At 63.2% G+C, this 17379-nt stretch carries 20 protein-coding genes; 13 read left to right on the plus strand and 7 right to left on the minus strand.

Annotated features, from left to right (window positions below):
- Window positions 1–12 precede the first annotated feature (12 nt).
- Window positions 13–1305, minus strand: a complete 1293-nt coding sequence (locus FQP90_RS06165; RefSeq protein ID WP_144648814.1) for an extracellular solute-binding protein — start codon at window positions 1303–1305, stop codon at window positions 13–15.
- A 274-nt stretch (window positions 1306–1579) separates the two neighbouring features.
- Between FQP90_RS06165 and FQP90_RS06170 the strand changes: the two genes are divergently transcribed.
- From FQP90_RS06170 to FQP90_RS06185, 4 genes are all read left to right on the plus strand, one after another.
- Window positions 1580–3823, plus strand: a complete 2244-nt coding sequence (locus FQP90_RS06170; protein ID WP_144648815.1) for an FG-GAP-like repeat-containing protein — start codon at window positions 1580–1582, stop codon at window positions 3821–3823.
- A 109-nt stretch (window positions 3824–3932) separates the two neighbouring features.
- On the plus strand, window positions 3933–4304 hold the full coding sequence (locus FQP90_RS06175; RefSeq protein WP_144648816.1) for a metal-sensitive transcriptional regulator: 372 nt from the start codon (window positions 3933–3935) through the stop codon (window positions 4302–4304).
- 49 nt (window positions 4305–4353) lie between these two features.
- Window positions 4354–4587, plus strand: coding sequence for a heavy-metal-associated domain-containing protein (locus FQP90_RS06180; protein WP_167510419.1), 234 nt, complete (start codon window positions 4354–4356; stop codon window positions 4585–4587).
- A gap of 8 nt (window positions 4588–4595) precedes the next feature.
- A complete protein-coding gene (locus FQP90_RS06185; RefSeq protein WP_144648818.1) occupies window positions 4596–6917 on the plus strand; it encodes a heavy metal translocating P-type ATPase in 2322 nt (773 codons plus the stop codon).
- 74 nt (window positions 6918–6991) lie between these two features.
- Here the strand turns inward: FQP90_RS06185 and FQP90_RS06190 are convergent, their stop codons facing one another.
- Window positions 6992–7264, minus strand: coding sequence for a DUF2277 domain-containing protein (locus FQP90_RS06190; protein ID WP_144648819.1), 273 nt, complete (start codon window positions 7262–7264; stop codon window positions 6992–6994).
- A 158-nt stretch (window positions 7265–7422) separates the two neighbouring features.
- On the opposite strand from FQP90_RS06190, the gene FQP90_RS06195 reads away from it, so the two are divergent.
- Window positions 7423–7686 carry a WXG100 family type VII secretion target gene (locus FQP90_RS06195; RefSeq protein WP_011776688.1) on the plus strand — a complete coding sequence of 88 codons (264 nt, stop codon included), beginning with the start codon at window positions 7423–7425 and terminating at the stop codon, window positions 7684–7686.
- 67 nt (window positions 7687–7753) lie between these two features.
- On the opposite strand, the gene FQP90_RS06200 is transcribed toward FQP90_RS06195, so the two are convergent.
- On the minus strand, window positions 7754–8785 hold the full coding sequence (locus FQP90_RS06200) for an EamA family transporter (RefSeq protein ID WP_144648820.1): 1032 nt from the start codon (window positions 8783–8785) through the stop codon (window positions 7754–7756).
- A 71-nt stretch (window positions 8786–8856) separates the two neighbouring features.
- On the opposite strand from FQP90_RS06200, the gene FQP90_RS06205 reads away from it, so the two are divergent.
- The gene (locus FQP90_RS06205; protein WP_144648821.1) at window positions 8857–9405 is read left to right on the plus strand and encodes a CGNR zinc finger domain-containing protein; all 549 of its coding nucleotides are present in this window, start codon (window positions 8857–8859) and stop codon (window positions 9403–9405) included.
- 181 nt (window positions 9406–9586) lie between these two features.
- On the opposite strand, the gene FQP90_RS06210 is transcribed toward FQP90_RS06205, so the two are convergent.
- The 3 genes from FQP90_RS06210 to FQP90_RS06220 form a co-directional block, all read right to left on the minus strand.
- Complete coding sequence (locus FQP90_RS06210) at window positions 9587–9937, minus strand: hypothetical protein (protein WP_144648822.1); 351 nt, start codon at window positions 9935–9937, stop codon at window positions 9587–9589.
- A 69-nt stretch (window positions 9938–10006) separates the two neighbouring features.
- Window positions 10007–10591 carry a hypothetical protein gene (locus FQP90_RS06215; RefSeq protein WP_244296538.1) on the minus strand — a complete coding sequence of 195 codons (585 nt, stop codon included), beginning with the start codon at window positions 10589–10591 and terminating at the stop codon, window positions 10007–10009.
- A 9-nt stretch (window positions 10592–10600) separates the two neighbouring features.
- Window positions 10601–11941, minus strand: coding sequence for an MATE family efflux transporter (locus FQP90_RS06220; protein ID WP_144648823.1), 1341 nt, complete (start codon window positions 11939–11941; stop codon window positions 10601–10603).
- 42 nt (window positions 11942–11983) lie between these two features.
- Between FQP90_RS06220 and FQP90_RS06225 the strand changes: the two genes are divergently transcribed.
- The 3 genes from FQP90_RS06225 (at window position 11984) to FQP90_RS06235 (ending at window position 13488) form a co-directional block, all read left to right on the plus strand.
- Window positions 11984–12577: an antibiotic biosynthesis monooxygenase gene (locus FQP90_RS06225; RefSeq protein ID WP_144648824.1), complete on the plus strand. Its 594-nt coding sequence runs from the start codon at window positions 11984–11986 to the stop codon at window positions 12575–12577.
- Complete coding sequence (locus FQP90_RS06230; protein ID WP_144648825.1) at window positions 12574–12984, plus strand: GNAT family N-acetyltransferase; 411 nt, start codon at window positions 12574–12576, stop codon at window positions 12982–12984. The genes FQP90_RS06225 and FQP90_RS06230 overlap by 4 nt, the downstream gene beginning before the upstream one ends.
- A gap of 69 nt (window positions 12985–13053) precedes the next feature.
- Window positions 13054–13488, plus strand: a complete 435-nt coding sequence (locus tag FQP90_RS06235; RefSeq protein WP_144648826.1) for a DoxX family protein — start codon at window positions 13054–13056, stop codon at window positions 13486–13488.
- A gap of 113 nt (window positions 13489–13601) precedes the next feature.
- On the opposite strand, the gene aztD is transcribed toward FQP90_RS06235, so the two are convergent.
- Entirely contained in the window at window positions 13602–14915 is a 1314-nt protein-coding gene (gene aztD / locus FQP90_RS06240; RefSeq protein ID WP_244296539.1) for a zinc metallochaperone AztD, read from the minus strand.
- A gap of 109 nt (window positions 14916–15024) precedes the next feature.
- Here aztD and FQP90_RS06245 point away from each other — a divergent pair, with 109 nt between their 5' ends.
- From FQP90_RS06245 to FQP90_RS06260, 4 genes are all read left to right on the plus strand, one after another.
- Entirely contained in the window at window positions 15025–15429 is a 405-nt protein-coding gene (locus FQP90_RS06245) for a hypothetical protein (protein ID WP_144648827.1), read from the plus strand.
- Window positions 15426–15758 carry a PEP-utilizing enzyme gene (locus FQP90_RS06250; RefSeq protein WP_144648828.1) on the plus strand — a complete coding sequence of 111 codons (333 nt, stop codon included), beginning with the start codon at window positions 15426–15428 and terminating at the stop codon, window positions 15756–15758. The genes FQP90_RS06245 and FQP90_RS06250 overlap by 4 nt, the downstream gene beginning before the upstream one ends.
- On the plus strand, window positions 15755–16321 hold the full coding sequence (locus tag FQP90_RS06255) for a hypothetical protein (RefSeq protein WP_144648829.1): 567 nt from the start codon (window positions 15755–15757) through the stop codon (window positions 16319–16321). Before FQP90_RS06250 ends, FQP90_RS06255 begins: the two co-directional genes overlap by 4 nt.
- A gap of 73 nt (window positions 16322–16394) precedes the next feature.
- Window positions 16395–17369: an acyl-CoA thioesterase gene (locus FQP90_RS06260; protein ID WP_144648830.1), complete on the plus strand. Its 975-nt coding sequence runs from the start codon at window positions 16395–16397 to the stop codon at window positions 17367–17369.
- The last annotated feature ends 10 nt before the right edge of the window (window positions 17370–17379 follow it).

Here is a 17379-nt window from a genome sequence, read left to right on the forward strand (position 1 = left end):
GAGTGCAACGCATTACTTGGCTCCGAATGCCGTGTTCATGGCGGTTGCGGCCTCGGTGGTTGCCGCGTTCACGTCAGCCTTGCCCGTAACCACCTTCTGGTACATCCCCGTGAAGACACCCTGGGCGTCGATGGTGGACCAGTTTTCGGTCACCGGAACAAACTTGGTTCCGGCACCCAGAGTATTGATGAACGGTTCAACCTGCTTGTTGTTCTCCGCCACGGACTTCTGGACGTCGCTGAACGTGGGGAGGTTGCCCATGGAGTCGAACATCTTCTGCTGGTACTTCTTGCTGGCCAACAGCTTTACGAAGTCAGCCGCGAGGGTGCGGCGTTCGCTGCTGTTGAAGACACCCAGATTGTTGCCGCCGGCAAAAGCCGGCGCGATGGAACCGGCAGTCTTGCCGGGAACCGGAACCACGGCGAACTTGTCCTTGATGGCGCTGGCGGCAACAGCCTTGTAGTTGAAGTCACCGCCGATGGTCATGGCGGACTTGCCCGCGATGAACTGCTGGACGCTGGCGTTACCACCGAACTCGGCGCAGGTCTGGGCCGGGCAGATGTCGTCCTTGAGGAGGCGCGTGTAGGCCGCAACGCCTTCACGGGACTCCTTGGAATCCAGGCCGGCAACGAACGTGTCGCCTTCCTTCGTGGCGATCTCGCCGCCGTTGGCCCACAGATACGGCATGGCGGAGAACTGGGCGGCGCCTCCCACAGAGATGCCCAGCAGGTCCGGGTTCGCTGCGCGGACGGCGCGGGCAACGGTTTCTACCTCGTCCAGGGTCTTGGGAACCTCAAGGCCGAGCTGCTGCAGAAGATCAGTGCGGTAGTAGAGGGCACGGACGCCGACGAACCACGGCACACCGTAGTTCTTACCGTCGATCTCGGTGGTGTCCAGGATCTTCTGGTCCAAATCCTTGGCCTCATCCCAGGACTTGATGTCCTCGGTGACGTCCGCCAGGCCGCCGGATGCCACGTAGCTGGCCAGGTCCGTGTTACCGAACTCAGCCACATCCGGTGCGCTGGAAGGATCGTTGAAAGCAGCCTTGAATCGTTCGGCGCGGCTATCAACGGGAATGTACTGAACGTCGATCTTGGCACCACTGTGTGCCGCTTCGAATTCAGTAACGGCTTCCTTGACCACTGCGGACTTGGGATCCTGGTTGACCTCGGAGAAGAGCCAGACGCGGACAGTGCCCGTCTGCTCGTCCGAGCTGGAGGCTGCGTTGTTTGACGTGGGCGGAGCGCAGGCGGTCAATGCGAGCGCTGCGATGGCTATTGCCGCGGCGGAGCGTGCGAGTTTCAAGTGTCCTCCATGGAGAAAAGTTGGGTTCCGCGGGACTTCCCCCTCCGCGGCTATGAGACCAAACACTATGAACGCGGGAGTGTGGGCGGAAGCACATTTACCAAAAGGTTTGCAATGCAAAACAAGAATCCAATTTTTAGGCATTTTGGTCTATACCAAGGTGACTTTTGCGTCGCTTGGGCCGGCTTCCGTCTGACGTGACGCCGCCCACGCGTTGGTAGAGTGAACCATCACTTACACCGGCCGACGCCCCGGCCGCTTCTTGGGGGATTTTGTGGACTCTCGCTCTGCCCAGCTTTCGCCTGCCAGCCTGCGGCGATATGCCGCCGTCGTTCTTGCCGTTGTCCTGGCGGCTTTCCTTCTGGTGGCGCCAAACACGCCCGCTGCGGCCGCCGATCCGCTGGTGTTTACGTTCAAGCGCACGACGCCGGACACCCTGGCCGCCGGACAGGCTGCGACCTTCGAATTCACGGCTTCGAGACCGGTGAGTCGTGTTGAGATCCGGGCTTCGGACGCCCTCGGAGACTACCGCGGCTACTTCACCGAATGGACCTCATCAAGCCCCGCGACTTCCGGCACCGTCTTGCTGCAAGTGCCGGCGGAAAAATGGCCGGACGGGAAAGCGACCATCCAAAACGTTGGGGTCGAGGTAGCGGGAATGCAGTACCCAATCTCCTTCCTGCGCGAGGGAGCGGTCTTCTCCTATGGAACACCGGGCGGCGGAGCGAATTCCCTAGGGCACCTTTCGGCCTTCGACTTCACCGTCTCCAATCCAGCGCTTCCCCGGAGGGCTCCCGCACTTACGGCTCTTTCCGGGCCCTCCAACCCGGTTTTGCCAGGACACAACGCTTCCGTGCAGTTCGCCCTAAGCCTCCCCGCCCAAGAAGTTGAGTTGCGCTATATCAACGACTCGGGGCAGTCCGGACCGTCCGATGTCCTGCTCACCTGGACCGGTCCGGCGTCGACTACTCCAGCCAGCGGCACAGCCACTGGCCCCATCACGACAGCGACGTTCGACGGCGGGTACACACTTGCGCGGGTACGGGTCACCTACCTGGGCAGTTCCTCTGTCACCTACTACCGCGATGGCCGCTACGACGGGTTTGAGAAGCCTTACCCGGAAACCTGGGTGGCCCTGGGAGGCGGAGACTTCCAAGTACTTAATCCACACAAGGTCCTCCAGCCGGTTTCCTTCCCCTCCGGCGTCAGGATTGCCACCGACTTCCAACTCGGAACGTATCCAACTGCCGACGTCGGAGCTGTGGAACCCATCGATGCCAAACTCAAATACGAATGGTTCAAGGACGGCCAGCCTGTACAGGAGTTCTACGATGGCACTCCACTACTCGCCGAAACCAATGGTGGCTCCGTCCTGACCCTTCGGGTCACCGGCAGTGCCACCGACAGGCTACCCGCCACCGTCATGTCAGCTCCGATCGGCCCCATGCCGCGGCGGCTCAACACCGAGCTCATGTTCATGCGGGGCAAGGCATCCCTGGGCGGGCAACTGTTCCCCGAGTGGTCGATGCCTCCCACCGTCTACCCTGAGGGCGGCACCCCCACCTACACATATGCCTGGAAACGGGACGGTGTACTGATTCCGGGCGCTAACAACGCCATTTACACGGTCGCCAAAGCCGACCTCGGACGTACGCTGACGGTGGATGTCACGGTCATGTACGAACCCCTGACGCAGAAAACGGTCAGCGCCGATGTCCCCGTTCCGCTCGCACCGCGCGGCGAGGGCTTCAACTCAGACCGGACCGCGGATATTTTTGCCCGCACATCCTCAGGCGACCTCTTGCTGTACCCCGGCAATGGCAAGGGCGGCTGGCTCCCCGCACAGACAATCGGCCGCGGTTGGGGCATCTTCGACACGCTTTTGGCACCAGGCGACTTCGACGGCGACGGCGCCACTGATGTGATCGGCCGTGACAGCGCTGGCCGTTTGTTCCTGTACTCCGGCAACGGCTCCGGAGGCTGGAAGGGCAGCCGCCAGATCGGTCAGGGGTGGCAGGGCTTCAAGGAGATCGTGGCACCCGGGGACTTCAACCGTGACGGAGCCAACGACCTCTTGGCCAAGGACAGCGCAGACCGCCTGATTCTTTACCCCGGCGACGGGGCAGGCGGATGGCGCCTGCCGGTCACCGTGGGCTGGGGATGGGGTGGATTCTCCCGCCTCATCACCCCGGGGTGGTGGACCGGATACCACGAGACAAACATCCTGGCCCAAACGACGTCCGGCGAACTCAAGCTCTACTACGGGCTCAGCGAGGGGTTTGCTGACATGCCGGTCAGTACCGTCGGTTGGGGCTGGAATTCGGCCGTCAGGGCAGGTGGACCCGGCGACTTCAATGGCGACGGCAGCCCCGACGTCTTCGGCGTGGATGCCAACGGCACCATGACAATGTACTGGGGTAACGGGACCGGCATCAACGGATGCGGTCTGGGCTGCGGCGCCTGGAAGGGATCGTCCGCCGTCGGCTGGGGCTGGGGCGGCTTCACGGCGGTCTTCTAGGCACGTGGTCCAGGCGCTGGGTGGTCATTACGACACCCAGCGCCTTCTTGGTATTGATACCCCCCAGGGGTACTTGATTTGATACCCCCATAGGGTATATGTTGGCGGTATGAGCAAGGTAGACCTGAGTGTCAATCACCCGAGCGCGGATGTTCCTGTCATCGAAGTGGACCTGGAGCACGCGCCACCGCATGGATACACCAGCAACAAGGACGCGTACCTCAAACGGCTGAAACGCATTGAAGGCCAAGTCCGTGGAATCGCGCGCATGGTGGAGGACGACAAGTACTGCATCGACATCCTCACGCAGGTTGCCGCTGCCACCAAGGCCCTCCACGCGGTCAGCCTTGGGCTTGTTGAGGAGCACATCGGCCACTGCGTGGTCGGGGCCGCCTCCGAGCCGGATCCTGAAGCCCGCGCCGAGCAGATCGATGCCAAAGTCAAGGAGGCCACCGATGCCATCGGGCGCCTGCTGCGGTAATTCCGCTCCCACTCATCACACCATCCAACTCAGCACCAAGGAGCACGCCATGAGCCAGACAATCCAGACCAACGTGAACGTTTCCGGCATGACCTGCGGCCACTGCGTCTCCAGCGTGAGCGAAGAACTCGAAGCGCTGAGCGGCGTCCAGGATGTCGCCGTGGACCTCAACCCCGGCGGCCTGTCCACCGTAACCATCACGTCAACCAGCGAGCTCTCGCCATCGGAAATCGGCGAGGCCGTCGCAGAAGCCGGCTACCTGGTGGTAGCCAACGAAGCTTAGGAGTCCTCTTGAGTAGCCAGGAGACTTTCAACCAGCCCGCACACAGGGTGATCGAACTCGACATCGAGGGCATGACCTGCGCCTCGTGCGTCAATCGAGTGGAACGAAAACTGGGCAAGCTCGACGGCGTCGAGGCAAGCGTTAACCTGCCCCTCGAATCAGCCCATGTGACGGTCCCCGCCAGCGTGACCGACCAGCAAATCGTGGACACGGTCAACGCAACGGGTTACAAAGCAACCGTTCGCCAGGCCCCGGCACCACACACTCGCGAACACAATACCCACGAGCACCACCACGGCGACGAGGCTCCGGAAGCAGAGCACGCAGCGCACGAAAATCATATGGAGCATGGCCCCTCCGCGTCGACGCTCCGTCCGCGCCTGATTGCCGCAGCGCTGCTGACCGTGCCGGTGTTCGCGATCTCGATGATTCCCGCGCTCCAGTTTGCCAACTGGGGATGGGTAGTCGGCGCCTTGGCTTTGCCCGTGGTTAGCTGGGCGGCCTGGCCGTTCCACCGGGCAGCGGCCATCAACGCCAGGCACTTCGCGTCCACCATGGACACCCTCGTTTCCATAGGCGTCATCGCCGCTTACCTGTACTCGGCATGGCAGTTGTTCGCAGATCCCCGCATGACAGAGCACCCCGGCATGGAAAGCATGTCCGGCGGTGGGCTGTACTTCGAGGTCGCGGCAGTGGTCACCACCTTCCTGCTCCTCGGGCGCTACCTGGAGGCCAACGCCAAGGCCAAGGCAGGCAATGCACTCAAGGCACTGCTGAACCTGGGAGCCAAGGACGCCACAATTCTGGTGGACGGCGTGGAGCAGAAGATTCCAGCCGACCAACTCCTGGTGGACGACCTCATCGTGGTCCGCCCAGGCGAGAAAATCGCCACCGACGGCGTGGTCACGGACGGCGCTTCCGCCGTCGACGCTTCCTTGGTAACCGGCGAATCGGTGCCGGTTGAAGTGGGACCGGGCAGCCTGGTGACGGGAGCGACGATCAACACATCCGGCCGCTTGCTGGTGCGGGCAACACGTGTCGGCTCCGACACGACGCTCGCTCAGATGGGGCGCTTGGTCAGCCAAGCTCAGACGGGCAAGGCCCCGATCGCCAGGCTCGCAGACAGGATCAGTTCAGTCTTCGTGCCGATCGTGCTGGTCATTGCCTTGGTGACGTTCCTGCTCTGGCTGTTCTTCTCCGGCGACCTCAACGCAGCTTTCACGGCCGCCGTCGCCGTCCTGGTGATCGCTTGCCCCTGCGCCTTGGGCCTTGCGACTCCCGTTGGACTGCTGACGGGGACGGGCCGCGGTGCGCAGCTGGGCATCCTCATCAAGGGCCCGCAGGTCCTCGAGGACACCCGGCACGTGGACACCATCCTGCTGGATAAGACCGGAACCGTGACCAGTGGCAAGCTTGCCGTTGACCACACGTTCGCTTTAAATGGCTACTCCCCAACCGCCGTACTCACCTTGGCTGGTGCTGTCGAGTCAGCGTCGGAGCACCCTATCGCCCATGCGATTGCGGCTGCGGCGAAGGACGCTATGCCCGACGCCGGCGCCCTCCCTTCCGTTCAAGGCTTCAGTTCCGCTCCCGGCGGCGGAGTGCGGGGAACCGTGGTGCTGGACGGCACTGCACAGACGGTAGTAGTTGGACGCTCCGGCTGGCTCGAGGAAAACAGCATCTCCCTCGACTCAGACCAACGGGACACCTTGGCCGCTGAGGAAAACGGCGGTGCCACAGCCATCTGGGTTGCCGTGGACGGTCAGCCAGCAGGGATAGTCAGCCTGACCGACACCATCAAGCCTGGTTCCGCTGCAGCCATCCAGCGGCTGAAGGACCTGGGAATCCGCCCCATCCTGTTGACCGGTGATAACGCCGCCGTCGCCGCGCAAGTGGCTGCCGCCGTCGGAATCGCCCCGGACGACGTCTTCGCCGGAGTCCTGCCGGAAGGCAAAGTGGACGCGGTTCGGAAGCTGCAGCAATCCGGTGCCACGGTGGCCATGGCCGGCGACGGTGTCAACGACGCCGCGGCCCTGGCACAATCGGACCTCGGAATCGCGATGGGCTCGGGCACGGATGTTGCTATTGAAGCCTCTGATCTGACGGTGATGGGTAGCGATCTTGGTCAGCTGGTGCAGGCTATTGAGCTCTCCCGAAAAACACTTTCCACCATCAAGACCAATCTGTTCTGGGCCTTTTTCTACAACGCGATCGGCATTCCGGTGGCAGCACTCGGGTTCCTGAATCCGATGATCGCAGGGGCAGCCATGGCAGCGAGCTCAGTGCTGGTAGTAGCCAACTCGTTGCGGCTGCGCTCGTTCGGCAAGTAGGCCCAACTGACTGGCAGTAGTGGTTGCTCTGGGTCCCCAGAACAACCACTACTGCCAGCTACTTTTGCGTGGAGCTAGGCCGTCCCGAAGCGGACAGCAGCCCGGGCCTTGGCCTTGGCAGCTTCCTCGTCGCGGTTCTTCGCCGGCGCATGGCTCACCAATGAGTCCAAGAGATGCTGCGTAATATGGGCGATCTCGTGAACAGCCTCAGCGAAGGCTTCCTCGTTGGCCTTGGACGGGTGCGTTGCTCCGCTGATCTTGCGTACGTATTGCAGCGCAGCAGCCTCCACCTCCGCCGTCGTAGCTCGTGGTTCAAAGTTATGAAGGGTCCGAATATTGCGGCACATAACCCCATGCTAACTATGGGCAGTGCTGCATGGGGAGGGGTGCCCATCGACGGGTTTACGATTCCCGGGATAGGTTTTAGCTATTGGATCTTCCGGATGAGCCGGAGGCCGCTGGGGATGCCGAAGAGCTCGGGTCCGAACAAATGAAGGAGAATCTCATGGCTATTTGGGGTGCAGATGTTGATCAGCTTCGTCAGCTCGGTAACAAGCTGAAGGCAGGTGCCGAGAACATCGAGCAGCAGCGTTCACAGCTGAAGGGTGCTCTTGACGGCACTGACTGGAAGGGCCCGGACGCTGACAAGTTCCGCGGCGAGTGGGACAGCCAGCACGCTTCCAACCTGAAGAAGGTTGCCGACGCACTTCGCGAAGCCGGCGATCGCGCTCAGAAGAACGCTGAGCAGCAGCAGCAGGCTTCCAACTAAGACAGTTGGGAAAGGCCCCGGACGCACGAGCGTCCGGGGCCTTTCGCTGTTAGGAATCAAACCCCTGCTAGTGCCGCGATACCTTGGTGACATGCCCGGAAGGGACGGGTTCGACGTCGTTCGGGTGATCCAGGGCCCTTGCCGCTGCGGCAGCCTCGCGTCGGTCCCCGCGCAGCTCGTCAACGCGGACCAGGACTACGCCTCCCACGATCAGGAGTCCGCCCAGAAGTTGAATCGAACCCGGCAGTTCGCCCAGCAGCAGCCACGCCCACAACACGGCGAAGAGCACTTCAGTCAGGGACACGAAGGACGCCACCTTGGAGCCCAGGCTTCGGGCAGCCATGATCCCGGAAACGTAAGCCAGAACGGTAGCGAGGATGACAAGCCCCAGCGCCGAAACCCACCATGGCGTGGTCCACGGACCCAGGGTGGTGTCCGCGGTGCTGAACGTCATGGGCAACAGGCCCACGAGCCCTACCAGCCACATGGTGAGTGCGCCTACCACCAGGCCACCGGAGGCAAGGACCAGCGGGGGAAGTGTGTCATTTTCCTTGGCGGTGATGAAGAAATAGATCACCAGGCAAACGGCCGCCGCCATGCCCCAGAGGACACCGATGAAGTCCACCTTTACGGCGCCCGTGAGGTCCAGTACCAGCACCAGGCCGCCCAGTGAGAGCAACGCCCCCGCAGCAGTGAGGGCGCGGGGCCGGCGTCGGCTGGCGATCCAGAGCCACAGCACGATCATCACCGGGGCCAGATATTCGAGCAGCAGCGCAACACCTACGGACAGCCGGGCCACGGCGTTGAAGTAGAACAGCTGGCAGCCCGCCACACCAATGAGACCGAACAGAAGGATGGTGAGCCAATTGTCCTTCAGTTGGTGCCAGCGGCCGCGAAGAACCACGACGGCGGGAATCGCCAGAATCAGCGCCGCACCTGTGAGGCGCACGGCAACCGCGGCGCCGGGTGACCACCCGGTTTCCAGCATCGATTTGGCAAACGAGCCGGAGGTGCCGAAAACAGCGGATGAAAAGAGTGCGATGCCGAGTCCTGATGCCAGGAAACCTTTTGCATCAGCCTTCGTCGTTGGAGCTGACACAGCAGCCTCCTGTCAGGAGTAAAGTGGGCTTATGGTCATGACAGTACTCCCGATTTATGTAAGGAGTCAAAGTGCTTTTTGCGCCTGACACCGAGGTGGCCCTCCGCAGCGTCGTTAATTTGATCAATACAGCGGCCAACGGAGCGGATTCGCTTGCCTCCGTAGAGGATCTGGACGCCTTCCTGGATGCCGAAGAGTTCACAGGTTCACGGACAAAATCGGCTGCGGAGCTGAGCAGCATTAAGCGACTTCGCAGCGCCCTGGGCGCATTGTGGAGCTCCGACGAAGACACCGCCGCCAAGTCCGTCAACAAGCTGCTGGCCGATGCGAAGGCCCTGCCCCAGCTCGTGAAGCATGACCACTGGGATTGGCACCTCCACGCCACCACACCCGAAGCTCCGCTGGCCGACCGGATGGGCACCGAAGCCGCGATGGCCATCATTGACGTGATCCGCAGCAAGGAAATGGAGCGCATGCGTGTGTGCGCGGCCGACGACTGCGACGCCGTGGTTCTGGACCTCAGCCGCAACCGCTCCAAGCTTTATTGCGACACTGGAAACTGCGCCAACCGCGCCCACGTGGCGGCCTATCGGGCTCGTAAAGCCGCGGAGGGCGAGTAGTCGGCGCCGCTGGCGCCACGCAGATTCGTTGACGCCACGGACCCGGACCAGCGCCACTCGGATGTGCCTGGCACCGGACCGATTCAGTGGCACACATGGTTTTGGGTGTCCTCACGCAGCAGCGAAACCCCGGCGGCAAACGAAAAGCGCTCCCCCACCACAGTGAGGAAGCGCTGGAAGGTTAGCGGCCGGCGTCGGGCGTTTCCGGCTCGTCAGGCGAGTCCGGGGCCGCCGAACCGCCATGACCGGGACGCTTCGAGCTGAGGTTGACGCCGGAGCCCTTGCCCAGGTGGTCGGCGTTCTCCTTATGGCTCATGGAAAGCATGGCTGCCACCACAAGGCTCACAATGAACGCGATGCCGGCGCCGGTAAAGGCGAGGTCGAAACGCGGGGCGCGCGCACTGCCGCCTGAAGCGAATATCAGCACGGCGATAAAAGCCAGTACGGCAAAGAACGCGGAGAACATGAGGGGTCCCTTGACCGAGGTCCGCATCTTGCGCGGTTCTCCTGGTGTCTGGTCTTCCACGGTCATTCCTCCAATGATGGCGGTTCAGCGTCCGCCGGTCTGCAAAAGTTCTACAACGAGTAGAACGTCCAGCTACTAGTTTACGGCCTCGGGCGAAGCGCCGGGCGCAGCAGCCTGGGCCGAGCCGCCGGCTCCGGTCCGGGCGTCATGCCGCAGCGTCAGTCCGGACAGCACCCACAACATTCCGGAAAGGATGGCTCCACCTCCGGCCACGCCCAACAGCGCATGTGCTCCCAGCGAAGTGAAGAACGGGAGTGCCACGGCAGTGCCTACCGAGATAAGGCCGGAAATGAGCCAGTCGCGGGCCAATACGTCACGCTTCCGGAGGCCATGGGCGAACTCAAGAAGGCCCAGCACCAGCAGCGCCAACATGGCAGCAAGCGCCACACCCTCGTCCGACTGGGTGACCAAAGCGCCGACGCCACCGAGCGCCATCACCACAGGCACCGCCACCGGCAAAGCGCGGGACATCCACACGGCCACTGCGGTCACCAGCAGATACAGTCCCACAGCCCACGCCAGCACGTGCACTGACGGCGAAGCCCAGAAGATGGTGACCGCGCCGAACAACAATGCCACCGTCGCACGGATCAGCACGGGTTTCCAGAGCCCGCCCACGGAGGCAGAAGGAGTCTGGGCAGGAGTCGCTGGGAGAGTCACCCATCCAGTTTAGTGGGAACCCAGCACCATCCACCGATCGGTCCGCGCGCGCAGCCCCAAAGTCACCCCGCGTGCCAACATGTAGCCCAGCGCAAACGCGGCCCACAACCAGAGGAGCCCCGCCTCGCCGTCGGGCCTTACTTGATGGATGATCACCAACAGCGGCAAGTAGACAGCCAGATTTACGACGCCGGCAATCGCCAGGTAGCGCGCGTCACCGGCGCCTATCAGGACACCGTCGAGGACGAAGACATACCCGGCCAGTGGTTGCCCCACCGCGAGGACCCAGAGGGCAACAGTGAGGGCGGAGCGGACGCCCGAGTCGGAGGTGAAGAGGTATCCAGCCCACGGCGCCGCTATGGCCAGGAGTACGCCCGTGATCACTCCGAACCCGAGACCCCAACGGATCATGGTGCGGGTCAATTCACGGACACGCTGAGCATTCCTCGCGCCGAGTTCCTTGCCGATCAAGGCCTGCGCGGCAATGGCCAAGGCATCCAGCGCGAACGCAAGGAACGAGAAAATGGTCATGGCCAGCTGGTGCGCTGCCAAGTTCACGGCGCCTTGGGCCGTCACCACCAGGACGGTGGCAAGGATGGCGAGGCGAAGGCTGAGGGTCCGCAACATCAGCCATGACCCCACCTTGGTCATGGCCCGGATTCCGTGCCAGTCAGGCCGCAGGGATACGCCATGATGCCGGGCGTTCCGGCTCACCATCACCAAATAGACGGCGGCCATGGCCCATTGGGCAATGCTCGTACCGATCGCCGACCCCGCCACGGACAGGTTCAGCCCGTAGACCAGGAACACGTTGAGGGCGATGTTCAGGGCGAAGCCGGCCGTCGCCACCAGCAGCGGAGTCCGGGTGTCCTGCAGGCCGCGCAGCACACCGGTGCCCGCGAAGATGAGGAGCATCGCGGCCAGGCCGGGCATGCTCCAGCGCAGGTAATCGACGGCAAACCCCCGCACTTCGCCAGTAGCACCCATGAAACCCACCAAGGGCTCAGCCGCAACAAAGCCGACCACCGCGAGCGCCAACCCGAGCAGCAGCGCCAGCCATACGCCGTCGCGCCCTGCCGCCAAAGCCTTCCCCAACTTGCCGTCGCCGATCGCCCGGGCGACTGCCGGCGTCGTCGAGTACGCCAGGAAAACCATCAGCCCCACTGCGGTGTGCAGGATGGTGGACGCGAGCCCCACGCCCGCCAGTTGGTCGACGCCCAGGTGTCCAACGATGGCGGAGTCCGCCAGGAGGAATAGTGGCTCGGCGATGAGGGCGCCGAAAGCAGGAACGGCCAGGCGCAGGATCTCCCGGGCGTTGGAGCGAGGTGTGGTGGTTGTGGTTTGAGGCACTAAACAAGCCTAGTCCGCCGGGAGCCGGGTAAATTTGGGGCCGTGTCCAACGAGCATCCCGTCACCGTTTCCGTGGCCCGCACCATCCTCCCCGGCTACACCCGTCAAGCGAACGCCTGGGCCCATGCAGGCCAGGAACTCGCCCGTGAATGGCCCGGATATTTGGGGTCGGGGTGGGTACGCAATGGTGCCGGCTCCAATGAGTGGCACATGCTGTATCGCTTTGCCGACGCCGGGTCACTGCAGGAGTGGGAGGACTCGGAGGAGCGTCGGTGGTGGATTGACAGCGCCAGGGACATGATGGAGACCACCCGCGTGGAGCGGCACACGGGGATCGAGGGTTGGTTCTCGCGGCCGGGTGACGTCTCGGTGGTGGTGCCCGAAACCGTGGTGCCACCGCGGTGGAAGCAAGCCATCAGCATCTTCCTGCCGTTCTTCCCGCTCAGCCTGCTGGCAAATTTCCTGCTGCATCCACTGACGCAGGAATGGCCGCTGGTTCTTCAGGTTCTCCTCAACATCGTCATCCTGACGCCGCTGATGACGTACATCTTCCTGCCCATCACCACCAGGCTCCTGCAGCCGTGGCTTCAAAAGCCGGCCAGGAAGCGCCGGAATCAGGCGAAGGGGACACGATGACGTTCTTCCTCTCCACTGACAAGGACCGCGTGGATCGCGATTGGCTCTGGACCCAGCTCTCCACGAATGTTTACTGGGCAAAGTGGCGCACGCGGGCCGACGTCGAAGCGCAACTGGACAACGCGTGGCGGATTGTGGGCGCGTACGACTCTGGAACAGGTGCCATGGTGGGCTATGCCCGGGCGTTCTCCGACGGCGTCGCCCTTGCCTATCTTGCCGACGTTTATGTTCACGAATCGGCGCGGGGCCAGTCGCTGGGCAAGGCGATGGTGCAGGAGATGATCGACGCCGGGCCGGGGGCCAACTTCCGTTGGATGCTCCACACCGGTGATGCCCACGGGCTGTACAAGCAGTTCGGCTTCGCTGAGCCCGACGCGCGATACATGGAGCGCCCGGAAGTTCGATAGCTCCTGATTTTGGTCATAAGAGGCCACAATTAGTTGACACTTCAACCTATGTCCGTAAGGGTTGAAGATATGAACAAGTCCAGCTTGACCACCACAGCCCTGACCATCCTGCGCGTTATTGCAGGATTTCTCTTCGCCGCGCACGGTTGGCAGAAGTTCAACGAATTCACCATTGCCGGCACGCAGGCTTCCTTCGCCCAGATGGGCGTGCCCGGCGCCTCCGCGGTAGCTCCGATTGTCGCAACCCTTGAGCTGGTGGGCGGCATTGCGCTGATCATCGGTTTCCTGACCCGCGTCTTCGCAGCCCTCCTTGCCGTGAACATGCTCGGTGCACTGTTCCTGGTACACGCCCCGGCCGGCGTCTTCGTGGGCAACGGCGGATACGAGCTGGTACTCCTCTTCGCCGGCGCAGCCTTGGCCCTGGCGCTTGCGGGCGCCGGCAAGATCTCCGCCGACGCAGCCCTGTTCGGCCGTTCCGGATCCAAGCTCCGCGTCCTCGCGTAACCCAACCGCGGACGCTCTCTCACATCCTGACCCGATTCGTCGATCGCTCTCTCACTTCCTTGAGGAAAGTGAGAGAGTGATCGGCGTTAAGGGGTGGGATGTGAGAGAGCGATCTAGCCCGTGACGCCGGTGAGCTCGTTCGGGACGTGGTCCACCTTCGCCGACTTCGCAACCTTGCCCGTCTTCAGGTCCACCGCGTGAATGGTGCTGGTGGCCGGTTCGGTGACGAACGCCGTCGGACCTTGCACAAAGAGCGTCGGCCGGGGGTCCTGCCACGTGGCAGACTCTTCCCAAGCAGCTACCACGGGGATGGTTGACGTAACCGCTCCGGAGAGCGGATCGATCACGCGCAGTCCGCCATCAGTTCCGAGGACCAGAGCCTCACCCGACGGCCCGCGGCCCAGTGAGCGGAACGAGTAGCTGGTGCCGATGTCCACGAGCTGCATGGCGGCGGTTTCAGTGTTGACGAGCGAGATTCGCGTCGGACGTTCGGGCTTGGCCGCCTTGTCCACCTTGTAATCGCCCAAGATCACGGGAGACTTCTCCGAACCGGCCTGGTTTCCCAGCCGACCGTACGCATCCGGGCTCGCGACCTTAGTGATGATCCCGTCCTTATAGATCAGCATGCCGTCCTCGCAGCCAACCACCACGGCTTCGCCTGCCGCAACGGCCTCACCATGGACTCCCGGGCAGTCCTCGTTGCGCACGATTTCCTTGCGGTCCTGGCCCTTGCCGGCCGAGAGCACCGCGATGCCGGTGCGACTTTCCTCGTTGCCGACGGTCACCAGCAGCTTGCCGTCCTTGAGTTCGACGGCGACTCCGTGGTGCGCTTCCGGCGTCACGTAAGTGTCCGTGGCAGGCAGCTTCCCATCCTCCACCGCGGCGGCCAGCGCCGACGTTTCGTAGCTCTCCACCTTGCCCGAGCCGTCATTGAACAGCACGGTCTTACCCGCGTGAAGCACCACGTGACCGGCCTTGTCAGCCTCAAACGCCAGATCGGTCAGCCTGGGATCACTTACGTAGTGATGGCTGTGGTCGCCATGCGGTTCGGTCCAGGCGCCCGCGTCGAAGAGGCGGAAAGAGTCGCCGGTGGATACGAAGACGTGCCGTCCGTCGCCCGCCGGATTCAGGCGGTTGAAACCGGACATCTCCGCGGTTCCCACCTCCTTCAGCGAGGTGGCATCGAGAACTGCGATACCGGCGTCGTGCGTGTATACGAGGCGAGGGGTCGGAGCGCCCGCCTCCTTCGGGCTCGGCTTTGAGGTTGCGGACGGCGACGCTTCGTTGGCGTTTCCGGCCGAGCCGCCGGGAGCCGCACAGGCGGTCAGGAGAAGGGCGGAAAGCCCGACGGCGGCAATTGGCCGCGCGCGGAAGCGGCGTCTGCGCGTCGTGGGGGCAAAGGTGGCGAGGGTTGCGTGATGAGGCATGCGTTAAATGATATTGATTCTCATTTACTGCGCAAGTTGCGTGACTTTGCCGCATTTCTACACTCAACATGTTGTTGACAACAAAGTGTTGATAGCCAAAGCTGGGGCAATGAACCAAAGCGCAGCCACCCACGACGCCGCCGCAACCTCCCTCCAAACGCAGGCAACACGCCTGCTCCTGGACAGGGGCGCCTCTGACCTCCCCGCCCGGCCATGGCTCCGCCAACAGCAACCGCCGTCCGCGATGGACCTGATCCAACACGTGCTGTGGCGCTCACGGGGACAGGACAACGCTCCTGCGCCCGACACCCTGGACCTCCGCGCCGCCCTCACGCTGGTATCCGCCGCGCGAGGTGAGATGGACGCCGTCGAAACTGCGCTGTTGTTCCTTGCCAGGGCGGAAGGCCTGACGTGGCCGCACATCGCCGAAAGTCTGGGGCTCCGCTCCGCGCAGGCAGCCCAGCAGCGTCTTGACAGGCTCGCGGATCGTCCACGTACAGCGGCAACTCAATGACCCAAATCCTCACGGGAACTCCTGCGAGCGCGGGCACATCCCGGGGTCCTGCCCGGCTCATTCACGGACCCGACGAATTCAACCGCTTCCAGTCCGGCGATGTTCTGGTCTGCCGCACCACCGACCCCGCATGGACGCCACTCTTCTGGACGGCATCGGCGGTGATCACGGAGACTGGCGGGATGTTGTCGCACGCCGCGATCGTCGCCCGCGAGTTCGGGATCCCCGCTGTGCTGGGGGTTCGGGAGGCGCTGGAACTGCTCCCTAACGGCGAGACGTTGGCCGTTGACGGATCACACGGAACCGTTGCCCGGATGGATGCCGAATGAGGCTCCTCACCTTGCACGCCGTCCGCCTCTTGGGCTTTGCCGATACCCAGGCCGTGGCGGCTCGCTTCTCGCAGGATCGCAGTCTGGTGGAGTCCCAATTGATCGACGCGGGCGTGAACGGTTTTGTCTCCCGCAGCACTTTTGCGGGGACCAGCGGTTGGTCGTTGTCGAGCTTGGGGAGGGCCGAGAATGAGCGCTTGCTTGCCGAAGAACTGGACAGCGCGGGTGCGCGCGGCATGGTGCTGGCCGTCCATGACGATTTCACGGACTACAACACCGGAGTTGTGAGTGCTTGCAGTGCTTTCCAACTGCAGGCACCGGCCACTCAGGATGCCATGGACATCCTGATAGGCGCCCTGGCAGCGTGGCGTCCGTTGGAGGCACGGCTAACCGGTTTGTTGCCTCGCTTCGAGGGGTATTCCGAACGTCTGCTCCGCGCACTCAAAGCAGCCGTAGAGGACCCTGCCTGGGTTACCGCTACCGACCGTGATTCCTTCCACCGGGTCTGGTTCGAATTGCACGAGGATCTCATTTCCACCCTCGGCATCCAGCGCAACACGTGAGGTGTCTGTCCGAATGGACAGCGAGGACCGACTTACTCGCGTAACAGAAACCCGCCAACAGTAAACTTCCAGCATGAGCGACGCTGCCGGCAATTCCGTGACCCTCCGCTTCCTCGCGGCCCCCACTGACGTCGGGCACAGCGGGTCGGTGGATGCCGGCACAGTTCTTGAGTGGGTGGACAAGGCTGCCTACGCGGCGGCTGTTGGCTGGGCGAAGTCCTATTGCGTCACCGCCTACGTGGGCAACATCCACTTCACGGATCCGGTGAACAGCGGCGACATGGTGGAGGTGACCTCCACGATTGTTTACACCGGCCGCTCCTCCATGCATATCCACACCGTGGTCAGCTCCCGGGATCCGAAGGGTGGACCGGAGACGATGCACAGCCAGTGCATGGTGATCTTCGTAGCCGTAGGTCCGGACGGCAAGCCGATCCCCGTCCCGCAGTTCGCCCCCTCAACGCCTACAGAGATTGAGCAACGCGACCACGCGCTGGCGCGCATCGAAGTTCGCGAGCAGATCGTCAACGCTATGAACGCCCAGGAATATACCGACGCCGGGACGGCCGAGCGCGTCACGCTGCGGTTCATGGCGTCCCCCACTGATGTGAACTGGGGCGGCAAGGTCCACGGCGGCATCGTGATGAAGTGGATCGATGAGGCCGCGTATGTTTGCGCGTCCCGCTACTGCGGGAAGGACACCGTGGCTGTGTTCTCCGGCGGCGTCCGCTTTTACCGGCCGCTGCTGATCGGTCACGTCGTGGAAGTCGAGGCGCGCCTCGTGTACACGGGAGCCAAAGGCATGCACATCGCCGTCCACGTTCGCTCCGGTGACCCAAAGACGCGCGAGATGAACCTCACCACGTACTGCCTCACGGTGATGGTCGCCCGCGACGAAACGGGGACAGCCGTGCCGATTCCGTCGTGGGAACCGGTGACTGACGAGGATAAGAAGCTCCACGCACATGCCCGGGAGCTCCTTGAAATCCGCGGCCGAGCCCCGGGAAACCGACTGCCGGATCACCTGCTGAAGGCTGGTGGCAACTAAGGGGACAGGC

Source organism: Paenarthrobacter nitroguajacolicus (genome assembly GCF_007786235.1).
Taxonomy (GTDB): domain Bacteria; phylum Actinomycetota; class Actinomycetes; order Actinomycetales; family Micrococcaceae; genus Arthrobacter; species Arthrobacter nitroguajacolicus_A.